The 22,720-nt window shown below is 65.1% G+C and carries 25 protein-coding genes; 4 read left to right on the top strand and 21 right to left on the bottom strand.

Features of this window, described 5'->3' with window-relative positions; translation table 11 throughout:
• The 6 genes from cysS to G9V96_RS06615 form a co-directional block, all read right to left on the bottom strand.
• Positions 1–1,440, bottom strand: coding sequence for a cysteine--tRNA ligase (gene cysS / locus G9V96_RS06590; RefSeq protein WP_168582328.1), 1,440 nt, complete (start codon positions 1,438–1,440; stop codon positions 1–3).
• Positions 1,441–1,479: 39 nt separating this feature from the next.
• Positions 1,480–2,322: a hypothetical protein gene (locus G9V96_RS06595; protein ID WP_168582329.1), complete on the bottom strand. Its 843-nt coding sequence runs from the start codon at positions 2,320–2,322 to the stop codon at positions 1,480–1,482.
• A complete protein-coding gene (locus G9V96_RS06600) occupies positions 2,319–2,768 on the bottom strand; it encodes a hypothetical protein (protein ID WP_168582330.1) in 450 nt (149 codons plus the stop codon). The genes G9V96_RS06595 and G9V96_RS06600 overlap by 4 nt, the downstream gene beginning before the upstream one ends.
• 273 nt (positions 2,769–3,041) lie before the next feature.
• On the bottom strand, positions 3,042–3,542 hold the full coding sequence (gene ispF / locus G9V96_RS15105; protein WP_168582331.1) for a 2-C-methyl-D-erythritol 2,4-cyclodiphosphate synthase: 501 nt from the start codon (positions 3,540–3,542) through the stop codon (positions 3,042–3,044).
• A gap of 9 nt (positions 3,543–3,551) precedes the next feature.
• Positions 3,552–4,256, bottom strand: coding sequence for a 2-C-methyl-D-erythritol 4-phosphate cytidylyltransferase (gene ispD / locus G9V96_RS15110; RefSeq protein ID WP_168583877.1), 705 nt, complete (start codon positions 4,254–4,256; stop codon positions 3,552–3,554).
• A complete protein-coding gene (locus G9V96_RS06615; RefSeq protein ID WP_168582332.1) occupies positions 4,253–4,735 on the bottom strand; it encodes a CarD family transcriptional regulator in 483 nt (160 codons plus the stop codon). The genes ispD and G9V96_RS06615 overlap by 4 nt, the downstream gene beginning before the upstream one ends.
• A 427-nt stretch (positions 4,736–5,162) precedes the next feature.
• Here G9V96_RS06615 and G9V96_RS06620 point away from each other — a divergent pair, with 427 nt between their 5' ends.
• Positions 5,163–5,678, top strand: coding sequence for a hypothetical protein (locus G9V96_RS06620; protein WP_168582333.1), 516 nt, complete (start codon positions 5,163–5,165; stop codon positions 5,676–5,678).
• Between the two features lie 100 nt (positions 5,679–5,778).
• Here the strand turns inward: G9V96_RS06620 and G9V96_RS06625 are convergent, their stop codons facing one another.
• Both G9V96_RS06625 and G9V96_RS06630 read right to left on the bottom strand, forming a co-directional pair.
• Positions 5,779–6,462 (bottom strand): response regulator transcription factor, encoded by a 684-nt coding sequence (locus tag G9V96_RS06625; protein ID WP_168582334.1) that lies wholly within the window; start codon positions 6,460–6,462, stop codon positions 5,779–5,781.
• Between the two features lie 14 nt (positions 6,463–6,476).
• Positions 6,477–7,646 (bottom strand): sensor histidine kinase, encoded by a 1,170-nt coding sequence (locus tag G9V96_RS06630; RefSeq protein WP_226913550.1) that lies wholly within the window; start codon positions 7,644–7,646, stop codon positions 6,477–6,479.
• A 181-nt stretch (positions 7,647–7,827) separates the two neighbouring features.
• Here G9V96_RS06630 and phoU point away from each other — a divergent pair, with 181 nt between their 5' ends.
• On the top strand, positions 7,828–8,505 hold the full coding sequence (gene phoU, locus G9V96_RS06635) for a phosphate signaling complex protein PhoU (protein WP_168583879.1): 678 nt from the start codon (positions 7,828–7,830) through the stop codon (positions 8,503–8,505).
• Positions 8,506–8,545: 40 nt separating this feature from the next.
• Here phoU and G9V96_RS06640 read toward each other — a convergent pair whose 3' ends face one another.
• From G9V96_RS06640 to mshA, 3 genes are read right to left on the bottom strand one after another with little or no spacing between them, the layout of a single operon-like run.
• Entirely contained in the window at positions 8,546–9,289 is a 744-nt protein-coding gene (locus G9V96_RS06640; RefSeq protein WP_168582335.1) for a phosphoglyceromutase, read from the bottom strand.
• A 9-nt stretch (positions 9,290–9,298) separates the two neighbouring features.
• Positions 9,299–10,048, bottom strand: a complete 750-nt coding sequence (locus tag G9V96_RS06645; RefSeq protein WP_168582336.1) for a type III secretion system chaperone family protein — start codon at positions 10,046–10,048, stop codon at positions 9,299–9,301.
• Positions 10,045–11,352, bottom strand: coding sequence for a D-inositol-3-phosphate glycosyltransferase (mshA, locus tag G9V96_RS06650; RefSeq protein ID WP_210424478.1), 1,308 nt, complete (start codon positions 11,350–11,352; stop codon positions 10,045–10,047). Before mshA ends, G9V96_RS06645 begins: the two co-directional genes overlap by 4 nt.
• Before the next feature lie 111 nt (positions 11,353–11,463).
• On the opposite strand from mshA, the gene G9V96_RS06655 reads away from it, so the two are divergent.
• Positions 11,464–12,267, top strand: coding sequence for a class I SAM-dependent methyltransferase (locus G9V96_RS06655; RefSeq protein ID WP_168582337.1), 804 nt, complete (start codon positions 11,464–11,466; stop codon positions 12,265–12,267).
• A 60-nt stretch (positions 12,268–12,327) separates the two neighbouring features.
• Here the strand turns inward: G9V96_RS06655 and G9V96_RS06660 are convergent, their stop codons facing one another.
• From G9V96_RS06660 to G9V96_RS06690, 7 genes are all read right to left on the bottom strand, one after another.
• Positions 12,328–13,488: an ROK family transcriptional regulator gene (locus G9V96_RS06660; protein ID WP_168582338.1), complete on the bottom strand. Its 1,161-nt coding sequence runs from the start codon at positions 13,486–13,488 to the stop codon at positions 12,328–12,330.
• Between the two features lie 140 nt (positions 13,489–13,628).
• Positions 13,629–15,104, bottom strand: coding sequence for an FGGY-family carbohydrate kinase (locus G9V96_RS06665; protein ID WP_168582339.1), 1,476 nt, complete (start codon positions 15,102–15,104; stop codon positions 13,629–13,631).
• A 7-nt stretch (positions 15,105–15,111) separates the two neighbouring features.
• Positions 15,112–16,077, bottom strand: a complete 966-nt coding sequence (locus tag G9V96_RS06670; protein WP_168582340.1) for an ABC transporter permease — start codon at positions 16,075–16,077, stop codon at positions 15,112–15,114.
• On the bottom strand, positions 16,074–17,591 hold the full coding sequence (locus tag G9V96_RS06675; RefSeq protein WP_168582341.1) for a sugar ABC transporter ATP-binding protein: 1,518 nt from the start codon (positions 17,589–17,591) through the stop codon (positions 16,074–16,076). Before G9V96_RS06675 ends, G9V96_RS06670 begins: the two co-directional genes overlap by 4 nt.
• A gap of 60 nt (positions 17,592–17,651) precedes the next feature.
• Positions 17,652–18,746 (bottom strand): sugar ABC transporter substrate-binding protein, encoded by a 1,095-nt coding sequence (locus tag G9V96_RS06680; RefSeq protein ID WP_168582342.1) that lies wholly within the window; start codon positions 18,744–18,746, stop codon positions 17,652–17,654.
• A gap of 208 nt (positions 18,747–18,954) precedes the next feature.
• Positions 18,955–19,677, bottom strand: coding sequence for an SDR family oxidoreductase (locus G9V96_RS06685; RefSeq protein WP_210424479.1), 723 nt, complete (start codon positions 19,675–19,677; stop codon positions 18,955–18,957).
• 514 nt (positions 19,678–20,191) lie between these two features.
• A complete protein-coding gene (locus G9V96_RS06690) occupies positions 20,192–20,560 on the bottom strand; it encodes a phosphomannose isomerase type II C-terminal cupin domain (protein WP_168582344.1) in 369 nt (122 codons plus the stop codon).
• 292 nt (positions 20,561–20,852) lie between these two features.
• On the opposite strand from G9V96_RS06690, the gene G9V96_RS06695 reads away from it, so the two are divergent.
• A complete protein-coding gene (locus G9V96_RS06695) occupies positions 20,853–21,137 on the top strand; it encodes a replication initiation protein (protein WP_168583881.1) in 285 nt (94 codons plus the stop codon).
• On the opposite strand, the gene G9V96_RS06700 is transcribed toward G9V96_RS06695, so the two are convergent.
• The 3 genes from G9V96_RS06700 to dtd are packed head-to-tail and all read right to left on the bottom strand — an operon-like array spanning position 21,095 to position 22,678.
• Positions 21,095–21,886: an alpha/beta fold hydrolase gene (locus G9V96_RS06700; RefSeq protein ID WP_226913552.1), complete on the bottom strand. Its 792-nt coding sequence runs from the start codon at positions 21,884–21,886 to the stop codon at positions 21,095–21,097. The two genes, G9V96_RS06695 and G9V96_RS06700, sit on opposite strands and share 43 nt — an antisense overlap.
• Positions 21,883–22,218 (bottom strand): DUF2516 family protein, encoded by a 336-nt coding sequence (locus tag G9V96_RS06705; RefSeq protein ID WP_168582345.1) that lies wholly within the window; start codon positions 22,216–22,218, stop codon positions 21,883–21,885. The genes G9V96_RS06700 and G9V96_RS06705 overlap by 4 nt, the downstream gene beginning before the upstream one ends.
• 34 nt (positions 22,219–22,252) lie before the next feature.
• Positions 22,253–22,678, bottom strand: coding sequence for a D-aminoacyl-tRNA deacylase (gene dtd / locus G9V96_RS06710; RefSeq protein WP_168582346.1), 426 nt, complete (start codon positions 22,676–22,678; stop codon positions 22,253–22,255).
• Positions 22,679–22,720: the final 42 nt, after the last annotated feature.

A 22,720-nucleotide genomic window follows, 5' to 3' on the forward strand; every position in this document is an offset into this window, starting at 1 on the left:
TCAGTTCCCGACGTTCTCGCCACGAGGGGCAAGCGTCCAGCGCGCCCCCGCAGCTGTGTCCTCGACAGCGATGCCCGCTGCCGTCAGTTCGTCACGGATCGCGTCCGCGGTTGCGAAGTCTCGTGCCTTACGCGCGGCGGCACGAGCATCCAAACGCGCTTGGATCAGCGCGTCCAGGGAGGCGGCATAGCCGTCCTCCCCCTGTGAGCCGCCGGCCCACATCGGGTCCAGTGGGTCCACGCCGAGCACGCGAGTCATCGCACGAACCTGCCCGGCAACCTGCTGCACGGTCTGCAGGTCGCCCGCGTCCAGGGCGGTGTTGCCCACGCGCACGCACTCATGCACGACAGCCAGCGCCTCGGCGGTGTTGATGTCATCATCCATGGCCTGCGCGAACGCAGCCGGTACGGTGACCTCGCCAGGCTCGGCCACCGTGACCTGCCCCGCAGCGCGGGTCAAGAAGCCCTCGATCCGCGAGATCGCAGCCTCAGCCTCAGCTAGAGAAGTCGACTGGTATTCGATCGTAGAGCGGTAGTGGGATGCCGACAGGTAGTACCGGACAGCCAGCGGCCGGGCGACCTGGGTGATCTCGGCAATGGTCATGCCGTTGCCCAGCGACTTGCTCATCTTCTCGCCCGCGGCCGTCAACCACGCGTTGTGCATCCAGTAGCGAGCGAAACCCAATCCCGCTGCTCGAGATTGCGCCTGCTCGTTCTCGTGGTGAGGGAATCGCAGGTCAACAGCACCACCGTGGATATCGAAGGTGTCCCCGAGATACTTGCGCGCCATGGCCGAGCACTCCAGGTGCCAGCCGGGACGCCCGCGCCCGTAGGGGGTGGGCCAACTCGCCGTCTCAGGCTCCCCCTCCTTATGCCCCTTCCACAACGCGAAGTCCCTGGGGTCACGCTTGCCACGCGGGTCGGCGTCGCTGGCAGCTTCCATGTCATCGATTGACTGGCGGGTCAGCGAGCCGTATTCGGGATACGAACGCACGTCGAAGTACACGTCGCCGCTGTCGTCGGGTGCCGGGTAGGCGTGCCCGCGTTCCACAAGACGATCCATCAGCTCCAGCATCTCGGGAACATGACCGGTCGCGCGCGGCTCGTACGTCGGGGGTCGAATCCCCAACGTCTCCAAAGCCTGCGTGGTCTCGCGCTCGTGGGTGTAGCTCCAAGCCCACCACTGCGCACCGTTCTCTGCCGACTTGCGCAGAATCTTGTCGTCGATGTCAGTGACATTGCGCACCAGGGTCACGTCGTAGCCGTGCCCGATCTCCAGCCAGTTGCGCAGGATGTCGAATGCGACGGCGAAACGCATATGGCCGATGTGGGGCGTGCCCTGAGTGGTGAGCCCACAGATGTAGAGGCCGACCCGCCCGGGCTCAAGCGGAACGAACTCACGGAGTTCACGGGTGGCGGTGTCATACAGATGAAGACTCACCGCCTCAGCCTACAAGGCGGCGGCACCACCCCAGGAGACTCACCAGTCCTCGTCGCTGCGGGAGGGAAGACGGCGGCACACCACTTGCAGATCTCCCCACACCAAGTTGCACGGTCGGGCCATCAGCGCCGTGGTGCCGTCGTCATTGCGCCGGGGCATGAACTGCCCACAATCGGCGGCGTTTATGTACTGCAGATCGACCTCACGGCTCGCCGTGGCCACCGACCACCAGGTCCACGGGCGTTCCCACAGCCGGGCGAGGTCAGCATCTGCCTCAGGCAGGGCCGGCTCGCTGGCGTCGGCCACTCGGCGCGACAGCACGTCGGTATCGACCAGGGTGAGCGGTTCGAGATCGCTCCAAGCGGGCGAGAGCCCGCCCCAGCGAGCCAACAGCAGCGGGACGGCGTCCAAGCTCACGACATCGACCATCACGTCGGCCTGCGGCTCAGGTAGCCCGCCCTGGCGCGAGAAGGGGTTCTGGGCAACGTTGCTCGGTCGTTGGGTGGGCCCCACGATGACCACCGCCTGATCTGCACCGCAGTGGATCCATCCCTGCACGACGCCGCTGGCATCTGCGGCGCTCAGGTGGAGCACATCACCGTGCGCTCGCAGTTGACGATCGAGTTCCACAGCTTTTGCGGTCGGTTCGCCGTCTTCGTTAGTCCAGCCCCGCGCAGCGAGCTCGTCGCGATCAGCCTGACGTTCGTCGGTCCACCCCTCCAGACCGGAGGGTTGGAGCAGATGGCGCACGGCCCCCGCCCGCAGCCGGAACACCCCGATCTTCTGGTCTGGGCGACGCTGCAGCGGGCGCAGGTCCTCGGCACCCCATTCGGTCAGGTAACCCTCGGGTTCGGCCAAAGCGTTCATCGCCTCCCCATTCATCGGCTTTCCTCGCCGTCAGGGCGGGTCGAAGCAACGATGGCGGCGACGTCTTCCTCGATGGACAACAGATCTGCCAGCAGACAGTCGACGTGGAAAGTGATGCGTTTCTCGCCTGCGACGAACAGGTACAGGTCGTGGGCCAGGGTCTGGCCGTCCTGCACCCGAGCCGACTGGATGAGGCGACCGACGCCCCAAACCGGGTGCGGCCAGACATCGCAGGTCAAAACCAACGCCTGTGGCCCTTCGGCCTGCACTTCGCTCATGATCTGCAGCGAGACCTCTTCGATCGGCTGCGCGGTGGCGGTTTGTGCTTGCACACTCACCCGCGGCGGGCGTGAACCGCCGATGCCGCTGTACGTCAGTTCGCCTGGCCGACCCGTCTGGCGCCACCCCTGCGGCACCGTCGTCGTCACCAGCTCTAGCTCTGCTGTCGTTCTCTCGGACATAGTGTCCCCCCTGCTCGTTTACGCAGGTCACCCCCGGCCGCGATGCGGCCGCTCCCCCCAGAGCTGGTGCCGAGCGGCACCGGGTGACCTCGATCCGTTAGGAACTGTGCACCGAGGCCTACCATCGCGTCCAGTCGTCTTGAACACCTGTCCGGGCAAACGGGATTCCGAGCCGGTCGGAGTCCCCGACTGTCTACCGCGCCGGGCTGCGAAGTCGCTTAGAACGCATAAGCTTTCCAGCGTTGAAAAACCCCAAACACCTACAAAGTGATTTCAGTCACATGAGATGACGAGTGCTACGGCCACTGCCGCAACCCCTTCGCCGCGGCCGGTCAGGCCCAAGCCGTCGGTCGTGGTGCCGCTGAGGATCACGGGCGCCTGACAGGCGGCGGACAACACCTGCTGCGCCTCCTCGCGCCGCGTACCGATCTTGGGCCGATTGCCGATGACCTGAACCGAGACGTTGCCGATCTCAAAACCGGCCTCGCGTACCAGCCGGGCAGCCTCAGCGAGCAAGATACAACCGGAGGCGCCAGCCCACTGGGGACGATCCGTGCCGAAGTGGGTGCCAAGGTCGCCGATGCCGGCGGCCGAGAACAACGCATCGCAGGCTGCATGCGCGACCACGTCAGCATCGGAGTGGCCCTGCAGGCCCCGCTCGCCGGGCCAGTGCAGACCGGCAACCCACAACGGACGCTCGGAGTCCTGCGCGGCGAAGGCGTGAACGTCCGTTCCGACGCCCACCTGGGGAAGCGCAGCGTGCGGCGATGCCATCGGGTTCTCCTAAAGCTGTTGCAGGCGCCAGGCCAGATAGCCCAGGTCATCCTGCGTCGTGATCTTCATGGCCCAGGCGTCGCCGGGCACAACGTGGATCGGGGTACCCGAGCGCTCCACCAAGCCCGCGTCATCGGTTACCGCCTCGTCCAGAACTTCATCGTGGGCGTGCGTAAGCACCTCCCGCACGAAGCCCTGCGGCGTCTGAACAGCACGTAGCTGCTCGCGATCGGGGGTTTCCACCACGATTTCGGCAGCGTCCACGCGCTTGATGGTGTCCACCACAGGGAGCGCCGGAATGACTGCCCCAAACCCGGAACGGAGCCCGTCCACGACCCGGTCGAACAGCGCCGGCGGAGCTAGGGCGCGGGCCGCATCGTGGACCAGTACGATTCCGTCGCGCTCATCGAGCACGGAAAGACCGGCGGCCACTGAGGCGCGCCGGTCGGCACCGCCGGGGACAACATGCGTTCGCAGTTGCTCACCGGTAAGGGGTTGCTGCTGCATCACTGCGGCATCAAGCACATCACGGGCGTGAACGATGTGAGATGCCGGCGCGACGACGACGATATGAGTCACCGCCGCGGACGCGAGAATTTGCTCCAACGACCAGCCCAGTAGTGTGCGGCCGGCCATTTCGACGAAGGCCTTCGGACGGTCTGCGCCGAGCCTGGCTCCGCTGCCGGCTGCGACGACGACAACGGCAACGCTCAGGAGGCGAGCACCTCATCCAGCATGGTCGAGGCCTTGACCTCATCGGTCTTCTCGGCGAGCGCCAACTCCGAGACCAGGATCTGACGCGCCTTGGCCAGCATGCGCTTCTCACCGGCGGACAGGCCGCGGTCGCGCTCACGCCGCCACAGGTCACGCACGACCTCTGCCACCTTGATGACATCGCCGGAGGCGAGCTTTTCGAGGTTGGCCTTGAAGCGACGAGACCAGTTGGTCGGCTCCTCCGCATGCGGGGCGCGCAAAACCTGGAAGACCCGGTCTAGTCCCTCCTGGCCAACGACATCGCGGACGCCCACGAGGTCGCAGTTATCGGCTGGCACTTCGATGGTGAGGTCGCCTTGGGCGACCTTGAGGACGAGGTACAGCTTTTCCTCACCCTTGATGGTGCGCTTCTTGATTTGCTCGATGAGTGCCGCACCGTGATGCGGGTACACGACCGTTTCTCCGACATTGAAGACCATATGTTCGTATTCCCCTTTCGCGACTTCCAGGTTACCACGTCGAAGGCCCCCTTGGAAGCCGCGCCGCGCCGTTTGTGCTGGTCAGGGGCTCGCGGTTGCCAAAACCCCCGGTGAGAAGGGGTTGACAGGCGGACGTCCGTCTTCTAGCCGCACAGTTTCCGTAACGGTCCACGACGACCCAAAATGAGGTCCCGCGAGTCAGATTGCCGCCGTCCCTGAGCCGGGCCACGCCGGATGTCGGCCCGCAGCCGCCAATCTGGCGACCCGGCCCGGTACGCTGATCGGCGTGAAACGACCTATGCCTCCCGCCGCGATGATGTCCGCCCCACCGCGTGGGCGGCGTCGTTTTTTCGCCGCCGCCTCCGCCTCTATCGCTGCTCTAGCCCTCGCGGGCTGCCAGTGGACCTCACCACTGCAGACAGAGCACATGTACGAACCCGCCGATGGAACATCCACCAAGGTGGGCGACGTCCAGGTGAACAACATCCTGGTGGTCGCGGACAAGAAGGGCGCCGATGGCACTCTGGTCGGGCTGGGCGTCAACAGCGCCGCGCAACCTGTAGAGGTCTCCTTCCAGATCGGAGACGGCACCAGCGGCTCCCCGGTGACCATGAGCATCCCTGCCGGTGAGGCCAAGCAGATCAGTGAAGCCGACGGCGGCCAGCGCACCACGCTGCCGGCCATCCCGGTCGAGCCCGGCTCTCTGATCGAACTCACTGTCAGCACCGCCGGCGCCGGCAGCAGCATCGTGCGCGTGCCGGTGGTCCCGCCGAAGGGTTACTACTCGGGCTATGTCGGCGGCTCGGCCTCGCCCAGCCCGACGATGAGCATCACGCAGTCCTCGGATTCCTCGACGACGGCGCCCGAGCAGACCCCGGCGCCGAGCGCCAGCGGTGAGACCAACCCCGCCATCCCGGAGCCGGCGCAGACCACGGCCCCCTGATCGGTCCCCTCAGGCACAGCCGAGGCTGCTGCGCAACGACGGACGGCTACGGCCCCTTGCGGGCTCGTAGCCGTCCGTCGTTCGGGCTCTTAGCTGCGACTCACGGGGCTTCGAATTTATAGCCCAGACCGCGCACCGTGACGATGAACTGCGGCCGCGCCGGGTCGGGCTCGATCTTTGCCCGCAGCCGTTTCACGTGGACGTCAAGCGTCTTGGTGTCACCGACATAGTCGCTACCCCAGACCCGGTCGATCAATTGCATGCGGGTCAGTACCCGACCGGCATTGCGCAGCAGCATCTCCAACAGCTCGAACTCTTTCAGCGGCAGCGGGGTGTGGCGCCCGTTCACGCTGACGACGTGACGCTCCACATCCATTCGCACCGGCCCGGATTCCAAAGTGGAGGGCAGCAGGTCCTCAGGCTCGCTCAGTCGACGAAGCACCGCCTTGATTCGCGCTAACAACTCGCGCGAGGAATACGGTTTTGTCACATAGTCGTCGGCTCCGATCTCCAACCCGACGACCTTGTCGATCTCACTGTCCTTGGCGGTGAGCATGATGATCGGCACCGAGGAGCGCTGCCGCAGCATCCGGCACACGTCCACACCGGACAGACCAGGCAGCATGAGATCCAAAAGCACGAGGTCGGCGCCTGCGCGGTCGAACTCCTCAAGCGCCGCCGGGCCCGTTTCGGCCACTGCTACGTCGTAGCCCTCTTTCTTCAGCAAGTACGACAGCGGGTCGGAGAACGACTCTTCGTCCTCCACGACCAGGATGCGCGTCATGTTCGAACCTCTCCTCAGACTGACTCGGTGGGCGGGTCAAGCGGGTTTTGGCGCCGTCCGACACTCGGCAACCGGATCGTGAACGTGGAACCGTGGCCTTCTCGACTCCACAATTTGACCTCACCGCCGTGGTTGCTACAGATGTGTTTGACGATGGCTAGACCCAGGCCGGTGCCGCCGGTGGACCTGGAGCGAGCGGTGTCCACGCGGTAGAAGCGTTCGAAGACCCGCTCCTGATCGCTGGGGGAGATACCTCGTCCCTGATCGGCAACCGAAATCTCGACGACGTCGTCGACGGCTCGGGCGGCCACGGTGACCCGGGTGTGTTCTTGGGAGTAGGCGATGGCGTTGGACAACAGATTCCCGATCGCGGTCACGAGCATCGAGGCATCGCCGTACACGGCCAGGCCGTCTTGAACCGAGACCCGGAAACTCATCCGCTTCGCCTCTGCCAGCAAGAGCATCTGGTCCACTGCGTCCTGGACCACTTCGTCGATGTCCACCACGGCCGGGTCGCTCAGCGACTCCGCGGCCTGCAGGCGTGACAGGTCGACGATTTCCTGCACCAGATGGGTCAGCCGAGTGCTCTCGATCTTGATCCGGCGCGCGAAGCGGGCAACAGCTTCCGGGTCCTCATTCGCGTCCAGCACCGCCTCCGCCAGCAGCGAGATGCCCCCGACCGGTGTCTTGAGTTCGTGGCTGACGTTGGCGACGAAGTCCCGACGCACCGCCTCGACCCGTTTGGCCTGGGTGCGGTCCTCAATGAGCAGAAGCACCCGACCGGGGGCCAGCGGAGCGGCCCGCAAACCGACCGTGATGCTGCCGGAGCCGATGGGGCCGCGCATGACGTCGATCTCGTCCTCACGCACGACGTTGTCCCGACGAACCTCGCGAGCCATATCCAGCAGAGGCGCGTGAACCACTTCGTCGTCGCGTACGAATCCCAGCGCGCGCGAGGACGGGCTGGCGCTGAGGACCTTGTCGTTGGGGCCCAGGACCACGGCGCCGGAGCGCAGCGCCGCCAGGATGGCCACCGACTCGGCGGAGACCTCGAATTCGTCTGCCTCGGGCGCGACAGAGGTTCGGGAAGCGACGCCGGCGCCCCTGCGAGCCACCAAAGCACCCACCGACGCGCCGCTGAGGGCCGAGACGAGGCCGACGACGAGGAGGATGATGGGGTCCACGTCGGCTAGCGTACGCAGAAGCCGCTGGTCACGTCATCGAGGCAAGGCATGACCCTCGGGATCCCCGAGTGTTCACTTCAACGCGGCACCTCGTTCATCGAAGGCTGACAGCGTGCGCTTGCGGGTGTATGACAACCCGCCGGTGGTCACCACCCGCCTACCCCCAGACGAAAAGGACATCATGCGCGACGCCTTCCACGAGGACCTTGATCGAATCTCCGATCAGCTCGTCGAGATGAGCCGCCTCGCCGGTTCGGCAATGACCAGGGCGACGACTTCGCTGTTGGACGCCGATCTGAGCCTTGCGGAGAGTGTCATCGCCGCCGATCAGCGAATCGATGACTTGCGGGCCGAACTCGATGAATTGGGTGTCGACGTCCTCGCCCGCCAGCAACCGGTGGCTACCGACCTGCGCATCGTCGTCACGGCCTTGCACATGGGCTCCAGCCTGGAACGTATGGGCGACCTGGCACAGCACATCGCCAAGATCACCCGGTTGCGCTATCCCGCCAGCGCCGTCCCACCGGAAGCCCGCGCCGTCATTGTGGAGATGGGTCAGATTGCGAGCCGTCTGGTGCAGCAAGCCGGCTCCATCATCGCGGCCAAGGATGTCGATGCGGCTCTGGCGCTGTCCGACGAAGACGACGACATGGATCGTCTGCACCGCCAGGTGTTCACGATGCTGGCTTCCCCCACCTGGTCCCAGCCCACCGATGTGGCAGTCGACATCACCTTGCTGTCGCGCTACTACGAGCGGTTCGCCGACCACGCCGTCGCCGTGTCACGCCAGGTCGTCTACCTCGTCACCGGGGACTGGTCGCATCTGCACGGCACCCCCGAGGCAACGCCCGGCACCTGAGTCTTCGCCGCCCCTTTCTGCGAGCTGTGCGGGGTGCGGTTCAGCGGCCTTGGTTGGCGACCGCGGCGATCGCGTCCTTGGCTGCATCGGGGTCCAGGTAGGTGCCGCCGGGGGTGACCGGCTTGAAGTCATCGTCCAGTTCGTACACCAGCGGGATGCCGGTGGGAATGTTCAGACCGGCGATGGCGTCGTCACCGATGCCGTCCAGGTGCTTCACCAGGGCTCGCAGCGAGTTGCCGTGAGCGGCGACGCAGACGACCTTGCCTGCCTTCAGGTCCGGGACGATCTGCTCTTCCCAGTACGGCAGGAGACGCTTGACGACGTCCTTCAGGCACTCGGTGTCGGGGTTCTCGCCGTCGATGTCGGCGTAACGGACATCGTTGGCCTGGCTGAACTCGTCATCGGCCGGCAGGGGCGGCGGCGGGGTGTCGTAGGAACGGCGCCAGAGCATGAACTGCTCCTCGCCGAACTCTTCCTTTGTCTGCTTCTTGTCCTTGCCCTGGAGCGCCCCGTAGTGGCGCTCGTTGAGGCGCCAGGAGCGCTTGACCGGGATCCAGTGACGGTCTGCGGCGTCCATCGCCAGGTTGGCCGTGGTGATCGCGCGGCGCAACAGCGAGGTGTGCAGGATGTCAGGCAGGACTCCCTTTTCAGCTAGGAGCTTGCCGCCCCGCACGGCCTCCGTGCGGCCCTTCTCAGACAGGTCCACGTCCACCCAACCGGTGAACAGGTTCTTGGCGTTCCACTGGCTTTCGCCGTGGCGTAGCAGCACGAGGGTGTAAGTCATGAGCCCACTCTATGACCCCGAGGCATCCGCCGTGTCGCCCCCGTTCCAACCCTTGGCGATCTCACTGGCCGTCGGCAACCTGCCGCTCTGCGCACAGTCCGCGTTGTCTTCGACGAATGCCTCACCCATCGGTCCCCCACCCTCGGTTGCGATGTCAGATTCCTGGGCGATGGGCTCGTCTGCGATTGCACTGATGTCCTCGCCGGCGTCCAGGTGAACGAACTCTTCGTCCTCGAAGTAGGGCAGGATCTCCTCGCTGGCGTCACGGCCCAGGACATCCCGGAAGGGCTCCAAGTTACGCAGTGACTCACGCCGCGAGACACGCCACTGCCACTCGCGTTTCATCGACTGTAGGAACCCCAACAGCAGCAACTCGTTGAAGGCACCGTCGGTGCTCTGCAGCAGCACCCCGAAGAGATGATCGAGATACTCGGCGTCGACAGCCTTCAGCGGCACCCTGCCGGTCACGTAGACGTCGCCGGATTCATCGATGGAGTAGGCCAGACCGGGGGTGCGCATGTTGCGCCGTAGCAGGAACCGGTAGACCTCGACCGCGTTCTCGTCGGGCCGTCGGATGACGAATGCCGATACCGACATCGCGCGCTCCCCGACGAGGAACGAGCACGGGGTGCGGAGCTTGTTCTCGCCGGGCAGGGAGATGATGTATTCGCCGGCGCGGGCTCCTTCCTCCATCGGTAGGTCCTGCTCAGCGGCAAAGGCGGTGATCGCTTCGATCGCGGCTTGTTGCTCCCTGTTCATATCCGCTCCTTCGTCTCACCATCAGCTGTGCCGCCGGGCGCCTGCTCGCTATGGCGCTCCGGGCGGCGCGAGGCCATCGCCTCACGGTAGACGGTGACCAGCTCATCGGCAGTTCGATCCCAGGAGAATCCGGCCGCGTGCCGAACCCCGTTCGCTCCCAGCTCCGCCCGACGCGCCGGGTCATCCAGGAGTTCCTCGATGGCTCGGCTCCAGGTGGCCGGATCATGGTCCGCCACCAGCACCCCACCCTTGACGGCGACCGGAAGCCCACCGACGTCAGCCGCCAGCACCGGAGTGCCGCAAGCCTGGGCCTCGATCGCAACCAACCCGAAGGACTCGTTGTGTGAGGGCACCGCGACCAGGTCGGCGCTGCGATACCACTGCGCAAGCAGTCGCCTGCTCGTGGGCGGGGAAAATGTCACCAGGTCGCTGACTCCCAACTGGTGCGCGAGCTCTTCCAGGATTTCGGGACGGCTGAGCCCGGACCCACTCGGCCCGCCCAGGATCGCCACGCGCACCCGGGGCCGCAGATCGGGGCGCCGGGACACCAGGTCAGCCGCCGCCTTGATCAGCAGGTCGGGGGCCTTCAACGGCTGGATCCGCCCGACGAAGACGAGCAGCAACGCCTCCGGGTCCACCCCGACCTCGCGCCGCGCAGCAAGCTGGTCGCCCGGGCAGAACACCTCCAGGTCGACTCCGGGGTTGACCACCCGGACCCGGTCGGGGTCAGCGCCGTAGAGCTGGATGAGTTCGCGCGCCTCGGTGTCGGTATTGGCCACGAGCCGGTCGGCGGCCTCCACCACCTGCACCTCGCCGATCTCCCGGCCCGGCGGTTCCGGGGAGTCGTCCTGAGCCAGGGCGGCATTCTTGACGCGGGCCATGGTGTGCATGGTGTGCACCAACGGCACCTGCCAGCGCTCCGCAGCCAGCCATCCGACCTGGCCGGAGAGCCAGTAGTGGGAGTGGACAACGTCGTACCAACCCTCTGGAGCTCTGGCGACCGCACGCATGACCCCGGCGGCGAAGGCGCACAACTGCCCCGGTAGGTCTTCTTTGCGCAGACCGTCATAGGGGCCCGCAACGACATGACGCACCCGCACACCGGGTTCGATCTGCACGATCTCGGGCAGCTCGCTGCTGGTTGCGCGCGTGAACAGCTCCACGTCGATCCCCCGTGCGGCCAGAGACCGCGCCACCTCTACGACGTACACGTTCAGACCACCGGCATCTCCGGTGCCGGGACGTTCCAACGGAGAGGTGTGGACGGTGATCATCGCCACCCGCCCAAGATGCGGCAACGTCATAGTGGTGTCCGTTCTTCGCCAGTGCCGGGCGCCTGCGCCGGTGCTCCATCTTCGCCCACGATTGCGCCACCCCACGCCCCGGGCCAGCCGGTCCGTTCTTAGGCTGAGCAGGTGAGAGCACAACGGCCGGTAGGGGTCGTTACCCGAGGCACGACAGCGCCAAACCGGCTGCGTCGAATCGATCGCTGGCTGACCGGTCAGCGATCAGCGGTGCTGTTGGATCCGGTGGAGCCGCCGGTCGTCGTGGACCTCGGATTCGGGGCTTCCCCGGTGACCACGTTGGAGCTGTTCGAGCGGCTCAGGGCGGTACGCCCCGATGTTCAGGTCGTGGGGCTGGAGATCGACCCGGACCGCGTGCGCGCCGCGACGCCGCTGCAGCGGCCGGGGCTGTCGTTCCGCCATGGCGGGTTCGAGGTCTTGCCGGGGCGCCCGGCGAGCGTGATTCGCGCCTCCAACGTGCTGCGCCAGTATGACGAAGCGCAGGTACCGTCCGCATGGCAGCGGCTCTGCGCAGCCCTGCGGCCAGGCGGGCTGGTGGTAGACGGAACCTGCGATGAGGTCGGACGGCGACACGCCTGGATCGAGCTGCGCCCGCAGGGACCGCACTCGCTGACGGTCTCGCTGCACCTGGGCTCGCTGCCCACCCCCTCGGCTGTGGTCGAACGGCTACCGAAGGCGCTCATCCACCGCAATGTTCCCGGTGAACCGGTGTACGCGTTGTTCCGGGCCTGGGATGAGGCCTGGGAACGCTGTGCACCGCATGCCTCATTCGGGCAGCGTCAGCGCTTCATGGCCTCGGTGCGGGAGCTCAAGCAGCGGGGTTTCCCGGTACTCACCGGCCCGCAACGGTGGCGACTCGGCGAGGTGAGCTTCGCATGGGAGGCAGTGGCACCCCGTTCCGGCAGCAGCATCTGAGCCGTCCAGCATCGGGGACGCTCGCTACGTGCGAGTCCGCGGTGGTCACAACCGACGCGCTCAGCGTCTTACGACGCGAGTGACCTCCGGAGCTCCAGGGTCATGCCGAAACTGATCAACGAAATGCAGAGCTGCCCCGGTGGCGATGCTCTCCGTGCGATGTCGGCAGGCTTGGAGGTAGTCCGCAGCGGGGTCCTCGCGGAAGCTCAGCGCGTCCACCTTGGCCTCCAGCGGGGCCAACCGACCGGCGAGGTGGACTCCGACGTCCCCACCCAGAATGATTCGGCAGCCGAAGATGGTGCGGATGTCGTGCAGGGCGCCCGCCAGGATGTCGGTGTACTTCTCCCACACCGCCTCCGCTTTTGCGTCACCGGAATCAAGGAGGAGGAAGAAATTGTCCACCGACCCATCAGCCATTGCGCTGAGGACCGTGGCGTTGCAGTACGGGTCGAGGCAGCCGCGCTGCCCGCAATAGCAGCGCTTCCCGCCTGGGACGACGAGTAGATGTCCGACTTCCCCGGCTACACCGTCACCGCTATAGATCTCTCCCCCCAGCAGCACCGATCCGCCGACACTGTTTCCCAGGCTGATGTAGAAAGCATTCGAGTTCGCGCCGCGGCCCCAGAACTCGGCGAGCCCGGCCGCGTCGGAGTCGTGGGCGAGATGGCACGGGAATTCCAGGTGCGCGCCGAAGTCGGCAGCACTCATGCCGAGGACGTCGATGACCTTGCCGTAGAACACTTCTCCGGTGCGCGCACTCACCAGGCCCGGGATTGCGATACCCACGCCGAGGATGGCGCAGCGATCCACTCCAGACTCGCGGACCAGCTCCTCCACCTCGGCGCCCAGGAAGCGTAGGTATTCGGGGGTGCGCTCGAATCGTCGGACGGTGCGCCTGCGGTGAACGACCTCTTGGTCCAAGGTGATCACCACGGCACTCACCCGTGCCGCGTTGATGTCCAACCCGATCGCATAGCGGGCATGTGGAATGCAGGCATAGGCGACCGGGCTACGACCGCCGTGTTCGCCGGATGCCAGCTTTGCTTTCTTCTCGATGAAGCCGCATGCCAAGAAGTGACTGAGGTACTTGCTCACCGTGGGCAGACTCAACGAGAGCGCCGAGGCGATGTCCTGCTTGGTCGCCATCCCCTGTTCGTGGATGAAGCTGTACACGACCCGGCGCGTCTCTGAACGAGTCCCGGTGCCAGCCGTCGAAGCCACGAACAAACCTTCCAGTCGGCCCGCGGTCGCCGGCCGCACGATGTGTGCCGACAGTATGCCATCGGGGGTGCTCACCCAACCGGGCACGGCGTGCAGCGGCCCAGAGTGCCGCTGCACGCCGTCAGCGAACCACGCGCTGCCTAGCCGCCGCTCTGCATCGCGGCCAGGCTGTGCTGGATGTCGGCCGTCGCCGGGTAGAGACGCTGGTACATCCCGAACAGCTCGTCGTAGCGCTCCCGCAGCTGCACGCGTGGCGTCAGTACCTGCGCGGGCGGGTTCCACTGCGAAGCGGTGGCCCCGACCAGTGGCCGGGCCACCAACAGGGCAGCACCGTAACTGGCGCCGATCGTGCTGGTCGGAATGATCTGGTCTACCCCGGCCACGTCGCTGACGATCTGTGCCCACAGCCCGCCGGTGAGGCCACCGCCGACGGCAACCACACGTTCGATGACGCTGCCTGCGGCACGGAAAGCCTCGATGTTGTGACGCACCCCCATCGCGGTGCCTTCGAGGGCAGCACGGTACAGGTCGCCCTGGCTGTGCGAGGTGGTCAGACCGATGAGAACACCGCGTGCTGCCGGGTCGGCGATCGGGGTTCGCTCACCGGAGAAGTACGGCAGGCACAGCAGTCCGTTTGCACCCGGCGGGGAGGCAGCCGCAGCCTCGGTCAACTGATCGAAACCGGGGCCGCCGAAAATCCCCTGCATCCAGTTGGTCACTGCCCCGGAGGTCGCCATCCCTGCGGCGAGGTTCCGCGTCTCCGGCAGCGCGCCGATCGTGCTCCACAACGCCGGGTGCACGACCCGGTCCGCCACCGTGTTCACCATGAACATCGTGGTGCCATACATGAGCATGAGGTCGCCGACACCGTGGGCGTCGACGCTGACCGCTTCGGTCCAAGCGTCGATCGTGCCGAACACCACCGGGGTGCCCGCCGCAAGCCCGGTCTCGGTGGCAGCTGATCGGCGCACCTGCCCGGCGATCTCATCGGCCCAACCCAGCCGCGGCAGTTCCAGTTGCGGAGCGATGCGCTCGGCCCACGGGTGGTACCAGTCGCGGGCGAGCCCGTCATACAGCGGGACCGATTGGCTGGCCGATTGATGATCCAGGGTGTATTCCCCGGTCAGGTGGCGCACCAGGAAGCTGGCCGGCATGTACAACCGCCGCGCCTTGTCGAACGAGTCCGGCTCGACCTGATGCAACCATTCCAGTTTCGGCCCGACCGCTTGGGTGCTCAGCAGCGACCCAGCGCGTTGCAGCACCTCCTCCCGACCCAGCTCCTCCTCCAGGGAGCGGATCTGGCTCACCGCTCGAGTGTCCACGCCGTACAGGATCGCTGGGCGCAGCGGCCGGTCGTGCTCGTCGGTGATGAGGACGCATGGGCCCATCCCGCTGACACCGACACCATCCGGGACCACCCCGGTGGCTTCGAGAAGCTCGCGGGTGAGTGAGACGAACTCCTCCCACCACACTGTCGCGTCCATCTCGGCCCAGCCGGGGTGGGGGCGGGCGATGTCGTGTCGGCGGACCGCCTGGGCAAGGATGGCGCCGCTCTCGTCGGCAATGACTCCCTTGGTGCTGGAAGTGCCGACGTCGATCCCGAGAAAAGTGCGCATGACGTGTTCAGTGCCCCCGTGCGTAGTAGAGGTTCCGCAGCGCATCGATCAGGACCGCCACGGCGATCATGAGCCCGCCTGCCAGGGTGATCAACGTGGACTGGATACCCAGGATGGCCAGGCCGACCTGGATGACAGTCAGCAACAGCGTTCCTGCCAGCACACCGATCATGGAGCCCTTACCGCCGGTGAGGCTGACGCCGCCGATCACCGCTGCCGCGATCACCTGCATCTCGTAGGTCGTGCCGAAAGAAGCCGTCATGGCGCCCATGTAGCCGGACAGCAACCATCCTGCGACACCGGAGAGCAGGCCCGAGATGACGTACGCCCACAGCTTGATCCGGTCCACACCGATACCGGCCACGTAGGCAGCACGCGGGTTGCCACCCACGGCGAAGAGCGCCCGGCCGAAGGATGTGCGCGTCCAGATGACGTGGAAGATGGCGAAGAACACCACCAGAACAACCGGCAGCAGAGGAAAGCCTCCGATGCGCCCCTGACTGACGAATTTGTACGAGTCCGGCAGGTTAGTGATCGAGGCGCCCTTGGTGAGCGCCAAAACGGCGCCTTGCAGCACGATATTGACGGCCAATGTGGTGATCAAGGAATTAGCGCGCAGCTTGGTGATGATGAGGCCGTTGACCAGGCCGACCAGGCCGCCGACGGCGATGATTACCAGGATGGCCAAGAAGACCGGCAACCCTAGTTTCATGAATTGAATGCCGATGAGCGCCGAAAAACCAGCCGTACCTACCGTCGACAGGTTGATGTCGCCCAGCACGATGATCATCGAGATGGAGATGGCGAGCAACCCCAGCACGGTTCCCTGGATGAGGATGTTCGTGAGAATCCCCGCGGAGTAGAAGGAGGGACGGAATATCCCCATGATGCCGATAGCCGCTATGAGCAGAATCCACACCACATTGTCCATTGCGAAGTCAACGGCGCGCCTCGCGGTCATTTGCTGCTTCACGGGTGGACCTCTTCCTTAGCCTGGTCACGCAGTTCGGTAAGCTTCTCAATGGTCAGCTCAGGGGTATTATCCAACAACATGACCAGCCTGCCGTGATCGAAGATCGCCAGCCGATCAGCCACGCGCAGCAGCTCTTCATAGTCGTTGGTCAGATAGAGCGCACTAAGGTCGTTTTTTGTGAGCTGATCGACCTTCGTGATGATCTCTTCGCGACTTTTGATATCAATGCCGATGGTGGGTTCGTCCAGGATCACCAGCCGTGGCTCGGCAGCTAGCAATCGGGCCACGATCACCTTCTGCTGGTTCCCTCCGGATAGGCTGTCGATCGGCGCAAAAATGGAGTTACTCTTGATGTTGAGCTCATCGCGAAGGGACATCGAAACTGCCCGCTGCTTGCCTCTGTCCAGGAACCCGAAGGGCCTCTTCAAAACGGTGGGAACGATGCTGATCGTGAGGTTCTCGTTCACGTCGAAGACCGGGATCACCCCTTCTCGATGCCGATCAAACGAGATGTAGGCGATGCCCTGGTCAAGGGCATCTCGGGGGCTCGACAGGCGAAGCCGCCGGCCGTCCAACTCCAGCGTTCCGCTCTCGATGCGCTCAAGTCCGAAAAGCGTGCGACAGAATTCACGGGCACCCGAACGCGGGAAGCCCACGATTCCGATGACCTCGCCCTTGCGGATGTCCAAGCTGACATCCTGTACGTCGGGTGCACACAAGTTCTGAACCCGCATAAGCACTTCGCCCGCCTCGGCCGACATCGGCGTGCGGTGTAGCAATTCCACATCGTGCCCAGCGACCAGATTTGCCAGGTCGACCTCGCTGACCGTGGCCAGGTTCTCTACCGGGAACATGTTCCCATCCCGCAACACGGTGATTCCGTCGGAGAGTTGCAGGACCTCGCTCAGGTAGTGCGAGATGAAGATGAAGGCGGTTCCGGTGCGCTTGAGAGCATCGACGAACTCAAAAAGTTCCTCACGCTCCCTGTTGGTCAGCGCGGTCGTGGGCTCATCCAAGATGATGAGCTTGGCCCCGCCCTGCATTGCCCGAATGATGTTGAGCTTCCGAGCATCAATGGAGCTGATCTCGCTGACCAGCGCTGAGGGATTGACGTGCAGCCCGTAGCGAGCCAGTTCTTCCGCCGCCCGAGCGTGCACCTGTTTCCAGTCGACGAAACCGTTTTTCCGAGGGAGCACTCCGACGAAGATGTTCTCGGCGACAGTGAGCAACGGAAAGGAGTTCTCATGCTGGGGCACCAACCGAATGCCGCGCTCTTGCCGCTCGAAGATGTTCAGTTGGCGGATGTCTTTCCCGTCGAACAGAACCTCCCCCTCGGTGGGCGGGTAGATTCCCGCGATGATATTCACAAGGGTGGATTTACCGGCGCCGTTCCGCCCCAGTAGCGAGTGGATCGTTCCTGCCTCGACGTCAAGAGTGATGTCCTGCAAGGCAGACGTGGCGCCGAATACTTTGGAGACGCTGCGCACGCGCAACAACGGGATGTGCTCGGACATGATATTCCTCCCCGAAGGGTGCGCTCAGCTTGAGCTGAGCGCACCCTTCGATCCGGCGAGTCAGCTGGCGTTTCCCCAGATGAGCGGGTTGTTGGCCGTCTTGGCGTCGACGACGATCGGCGCGAGCATGATGGTCGTGCCCACATCGCTGGTGCTGAATTCGACAGACTTGTTGAGGTACTCGCCCTTGGGCGTGAAGGTGCCAGAGGTCGGCACCGGCTTGCCCTGCAGCGGGTACTCGTTGAGCACTTCGGTGGCGATACCGCCGACACCGTAGACGTCGATGACGACTTCGTTGTCGATGTAGCCCTCTTCGACCAGCTTGAGGATGTCGCCGAGGCCGTCGTGGGAGATGACCGCGACGTGGCCCTTCTCGTCGACCTTCTTCCACATGTTGTTCGTCTTCAGGGACTCGATGACACCGAGCGTGGCGGTGTCTGTCGGGGTGTTGACCAGATCGACAGTGCCACCGGAGGACTTGACGTCAGCAAGAACGTTGTTCAGTGCGCTCGTGGCTTTGTCGGCCTGAGGTGCACCGAGAACCGAAATCAGCTTGATCTCGGGGTACTTCTTGATGGTGTCTTCGAATCCCTTCGAGCGCTCCTTGAAGACCTGGGAGACGACCTCGCCGTACAGGTTGACCACGGTCCCCTTGGGCGAGCCGTACTTCTCCTTGAGGATCTCCACGGCCTGCTCACCCGCAGCTTCGCCTGACTTGATGGAGTCGAAGAGTACCGACACATCGGCTTCCACGTTGTTCGCCTTGTTGTCGATCACGGCAAAGGGGATCTTTGCTTCCTTCGCCCGCCCGAGGACATCCGCGACGCTGTCGCTGTCGTAGGGGTTGACGACCATGGCCTTCGGAGACATGTTCATGACCAGGTTGTTGAGCTGGTTGTTCTGTTTCGATGCGTCGGCCTCGGCGACGAGAACCTGGCTTTCGTAGCCCAGGTCCTTCGCGGCCTGGGTGACACCCTCAGCCATGGCAACATGCACCTTTTCGGTGGAGTTCTTGGTGGAGTACCAGATGGTGCCGGCCTTCTCAGAGCCGCCGGAGGCGCCGGCCCCGTCAGCGCCGCCCTCGGCGTTACCGCAAGCGCTGGCGGTGAGGATGAGCGCACCGATCGAGAGGATGGACGCGATTTTCTTACTCATGGGAGTGCCTTTCATGGGGTTAAACGTGGAACCAGAGGCAAGTGGCGCATCAACGCCGCATAAGGCACCACGGGTATGCCTGGGGAGCGGCTGCCGCGTAGATTCGGCGTCGCAAAGATGAGGGAGGGGCCAGTTGTGGCCAGGGGTCGCCCAGCAGAGGTGATGACGGCAGTGCAGGGGCTCTCCGGCCGCGTCTGCACCGGATTGATCACACTGTGGTGAATAGCCCGTCGATGATGAGGTCGCAGCCCGAGGTATAGGTGGCAGCGTCCGAGAGCAAATACAAGACCGCCCCGCCGAGTTCTTCGGGGGTGCCCATCCGCTGGAAGGGAATGGCCTCGATCCACTGGCGTTTCCAGTCCTCGCGCACATCGCCGATCAGTTCAGTGGCGATGTAGCCGGGGCTGATGCTGTTGACACGGATGCCGTGTTGCGCCCATTCCACGCCCAACGATTTCGTCAGGTGCACAACAGCGGCTTTAGAGGCGTTGTAGGAGGCCTGAGCCTGCGGAATATTGACGATGGTGCCCGACATCGATGCAGTGTTGACGATGTTGCCGGGTTTGCCTGTAGCCACGAGGTAACGGGCGAAGGCTTGAGCGACGAAGAAGACGCCATTGAGGTTGACGTTGATGACCTTGAGCCACTCCTGCGGCGAGAGCTCCAGGGCCGGCTTGTGCAGCACAATTCCAGCGTTGTTGAAGAGGTGATCCAGGGTGCCCATCTTCTGCGCAGCCGCGTTCATGACCTCGGCGACCTGCTCGGGCTGGGTGACGTCACAAACATACGCAGCCGCCCGAACCCCGAAGTCTTCGGCGATCTGGGCTGCGGTCTGGGTGGATTCGGCAAGGTCAATGATGACGATGTCTGAACCGGCCTCGGCCAGGGTCCGGGCGACGGACTTGCCGATCCCCTGGTTGCCGCCGGTCACGACTGTCACTTTGCCCGTGAGGGTAAAGGGGTGCTGCGCCATCTGACTCTCCGTTCGCTCCATTGCGTCACGGCCGCGGATCGCGGCAGGGCAGTTCTATAAAGCGCATTAGCAAAACTGCTTGCGTGAACAGTAAGCAGCCGTTCTGGGCGGTGTCAAGGGTCCGCCCTTTGTGATGAGCGCCTCTGCACGCTCAGGGCGGGGCCCGATTGGCGCAGCGGGTAAGGGCGTGCCATGACGGCGTACTGCCCCCCGGACGGCCCGAGTCGATGCGATCAGAACGACCGCCACCTCGGGGCGCCAGGAACGAACAGCGCACCGGCGCAAAGGACTCCGCCCGCCGGAGCAGGCCCGCCGCCCAGGCCGCCTGACGCGCTTCCTGCAGCGGCGTGGCCCCCACCTCGCCGGCTAAGCCCGTAAAAAGTCGACACCGCTGCACACCCCTCTGGGATGTGCAGCGGTGTCAACGCGAACCGGTCAGCGCTCAACTAGCAGCGCCCGGATCGTGCAATGTTCAGCGTGAGTAGTCGTCCTCCAGGCGCTCGATGTCATCCTCGTCGAAATCGCCGAACCCGACTTCGAGGATGCGCCCAGCGACGGTTCCGCTGTTGCCCATCCGGTGCACCGCACCCAGCGGCACCCAGATCTGCTCGCCGCGCTCGGCCGTCCAGGTGCGCTCATCGACCGTGATGTCCAGCGGCGCATCGTCCAGGACTTGCCACATCTCGGCCCGGAACCGGTGCCGCTGAAGGGAGAGTCGCTGACCCGGCTCAACAGTGATGATCTTGACGGTCACCTTCTCGTTGGTGACGAAGCTCTGGAAGTTCCCCCAGGGCCGCTGTTCGATGAACACATCGTCGCGGCGGTCGTTGATCTCGTTCATGCTCACTCTCCTGGCAAGGCCCAGCGATCGTGACTGGGCGGCGGTCGTGGCGCGGCGAGCCGACACTCTCGCGCTGGTCTACGCCGTTGCCCCGGGTACAGCGAGATCGCCGACCCCCCCTTGGACAATCGACTCGGAGTCTATCGGGCATCAGCACCAGGAGCGAAACAGCTACCTGGAGGCCAACCCGGAAGCGATCTGCACCCTTCTCGTGTCCACATCGTCCACGACGCCACGCTGAGGGCGCTGTCTAACCGAATCCCGCGCAACGCCGTCGTGGAGGACCCCGGTCATCGGCCACGCCCACACCGTCTACGCCGTGGCCGAACCGGTCACCCGCACCGAGTACGCCCACCGCAAACCGCTGGCCTACGCCGCCGCCGAAGAGCTGCGCCGGATGCTCGACGGCGACAAGGCGCATTCGGGCCTCATCACGAAGAACCCGTGCCAGCAGTCCTGGGGCTGCATGTGGCTCACCGATGACCTCTACACCCTCGACGAGCTACGCGACGGCCGCGGCGAGCGTAGGTTCCTTCAGTGCGCGCCGAGGAACGTCGAGATGAGCGCGCGCACGTGAGCACGATGCGTCCACAACACTCCTCCCGGCGGCAAGATCTCCACGGCGGCGTTAGGAAACGCTGACGCGAGCTCCACCGCGATGCGGTGGGGGTGCGCCTCGTCGCCCTCTTGCCCAATGACGAGGACAGGTGCGCTGACGCGGGCGAGAACGCCGCGGTCACGCAGCGGCACCTGCGTCGGCAGATGCCGCAAGGCCCACGAGACCGGAGTGCCCGCCAACACCCGCGCCTGCTGCCGGACCCACGCCTGCACATCCGGTCGAGCCGCTACATGCTCCGGCTGCTCAGCGCTGAGCAGGTCAGCCACGGCTTCCTCATCACCACAGTCCACATAATCAGCCATCTGCACCAAGCGTTCGAGCGCCCCATCAGTGCGTGGACGGTCGATGAGGGCCGGCAGGAGGAAGACGCAACGCTCGAACCGCTGCGGCTCCTCGGCGAGCAGTGCACACAACGCACCCGCCCCCATACTCACCCCGAGCGCGCGATCCGCTCCGACATGGTCGGCCACGGCGCCCAACTCTCTGGCCAGCGCCGCGTAGGTCCAGTCGTCCTCGGGAGCGTGCGAGGCGCCATGTCCCCGGAAGTGAAAGAACGTGCGCGACCCGGGCACCCCCGAACCGAAGGGACGGGTGGTCGGGATGGATCCGGCCAAGCCGTGCCCGAAGACGGTGTGCGGCAGACCGCTGCCGACGGTGAGGTATTCCAGCGAACCTGCTGAACTCTCCAGCAGCCGAAGCCGACTCACCAGGAGCCGTGTGGGCCGGAGCCACCCATGCGCTTCTGGTTCTTGCGTTTGGTGTACGGGGCCAGGGCCGGGCGGACATCGGCCATGTAGACCCCCGAGGCGACCACGGCGATCAGCCCGAAGAAGGAGAGCACATTGGTCACCGAGATGATGAGAACCGCCAGGCTGACCCCCAGCAGCACCAACCAGAACGTCTTGGTGCGTTTGCCCTCGACGGCGTACGCCTGGGGGTCATGGCGAAGGGCGTCAACGAACGCGAAGGCCCCGAGCCCCAGCGCAGCCACGCCCAGGGCGAGTACGAGGAACGACTGAACGGTGTAGAGCACACTCATGGGCTCCACAGTACGGGGCCAGGATGGGGACGACCTAGACGTCGACCAGCACCGTCACCGGGCCGTCGCCCACCAGGTGTACTCGCATGTCCGCCCCGAAGGAGCCGGTGGCCACCTCGATCCCCCGCTCCCGCAGGCCTTGGGCGACCCCTGCCACCAGCGGCTCGGCCACCTGCCCGGGGGCCGCGTCGCTCCATGAGGGGCGTCGACCCTTCTTCGTGCGGCCGTACAGCGTGAACTGGCTGACGACCAGCACCCCAGCGCCGGCTTCCAGCACGGACTGCTCGTCGCGCAGGATCCGTAACTCCGCAATCTTGCGCACCATCGCGGCTACCTGCTCAGGCCCGTCGTCGTGGGTGGCCGCAACCAGAGCCACCAGGCCGGGGCCCTCGATTCGGCCCACCACCTCACCAGCGACATCGACATGCGCCCCGTCCACCCGCTGCAGCACCGCTCTCATAGAGCACACCTTCGACATGTTTTCCCCTCGACGCAAGCACCT

This window comes from Gephyromycinifex aptenodytis, assembly GCF_012277275.1.
In the GTDB taxonomy this organism is placed as follows: domain Bacteria; phylum Actinomycetota; class Actinomycetes; order Actinomycetales; family Dermatophilaceae; genus Gephyromycinifex; species Gephyromycinifex aptenodytis.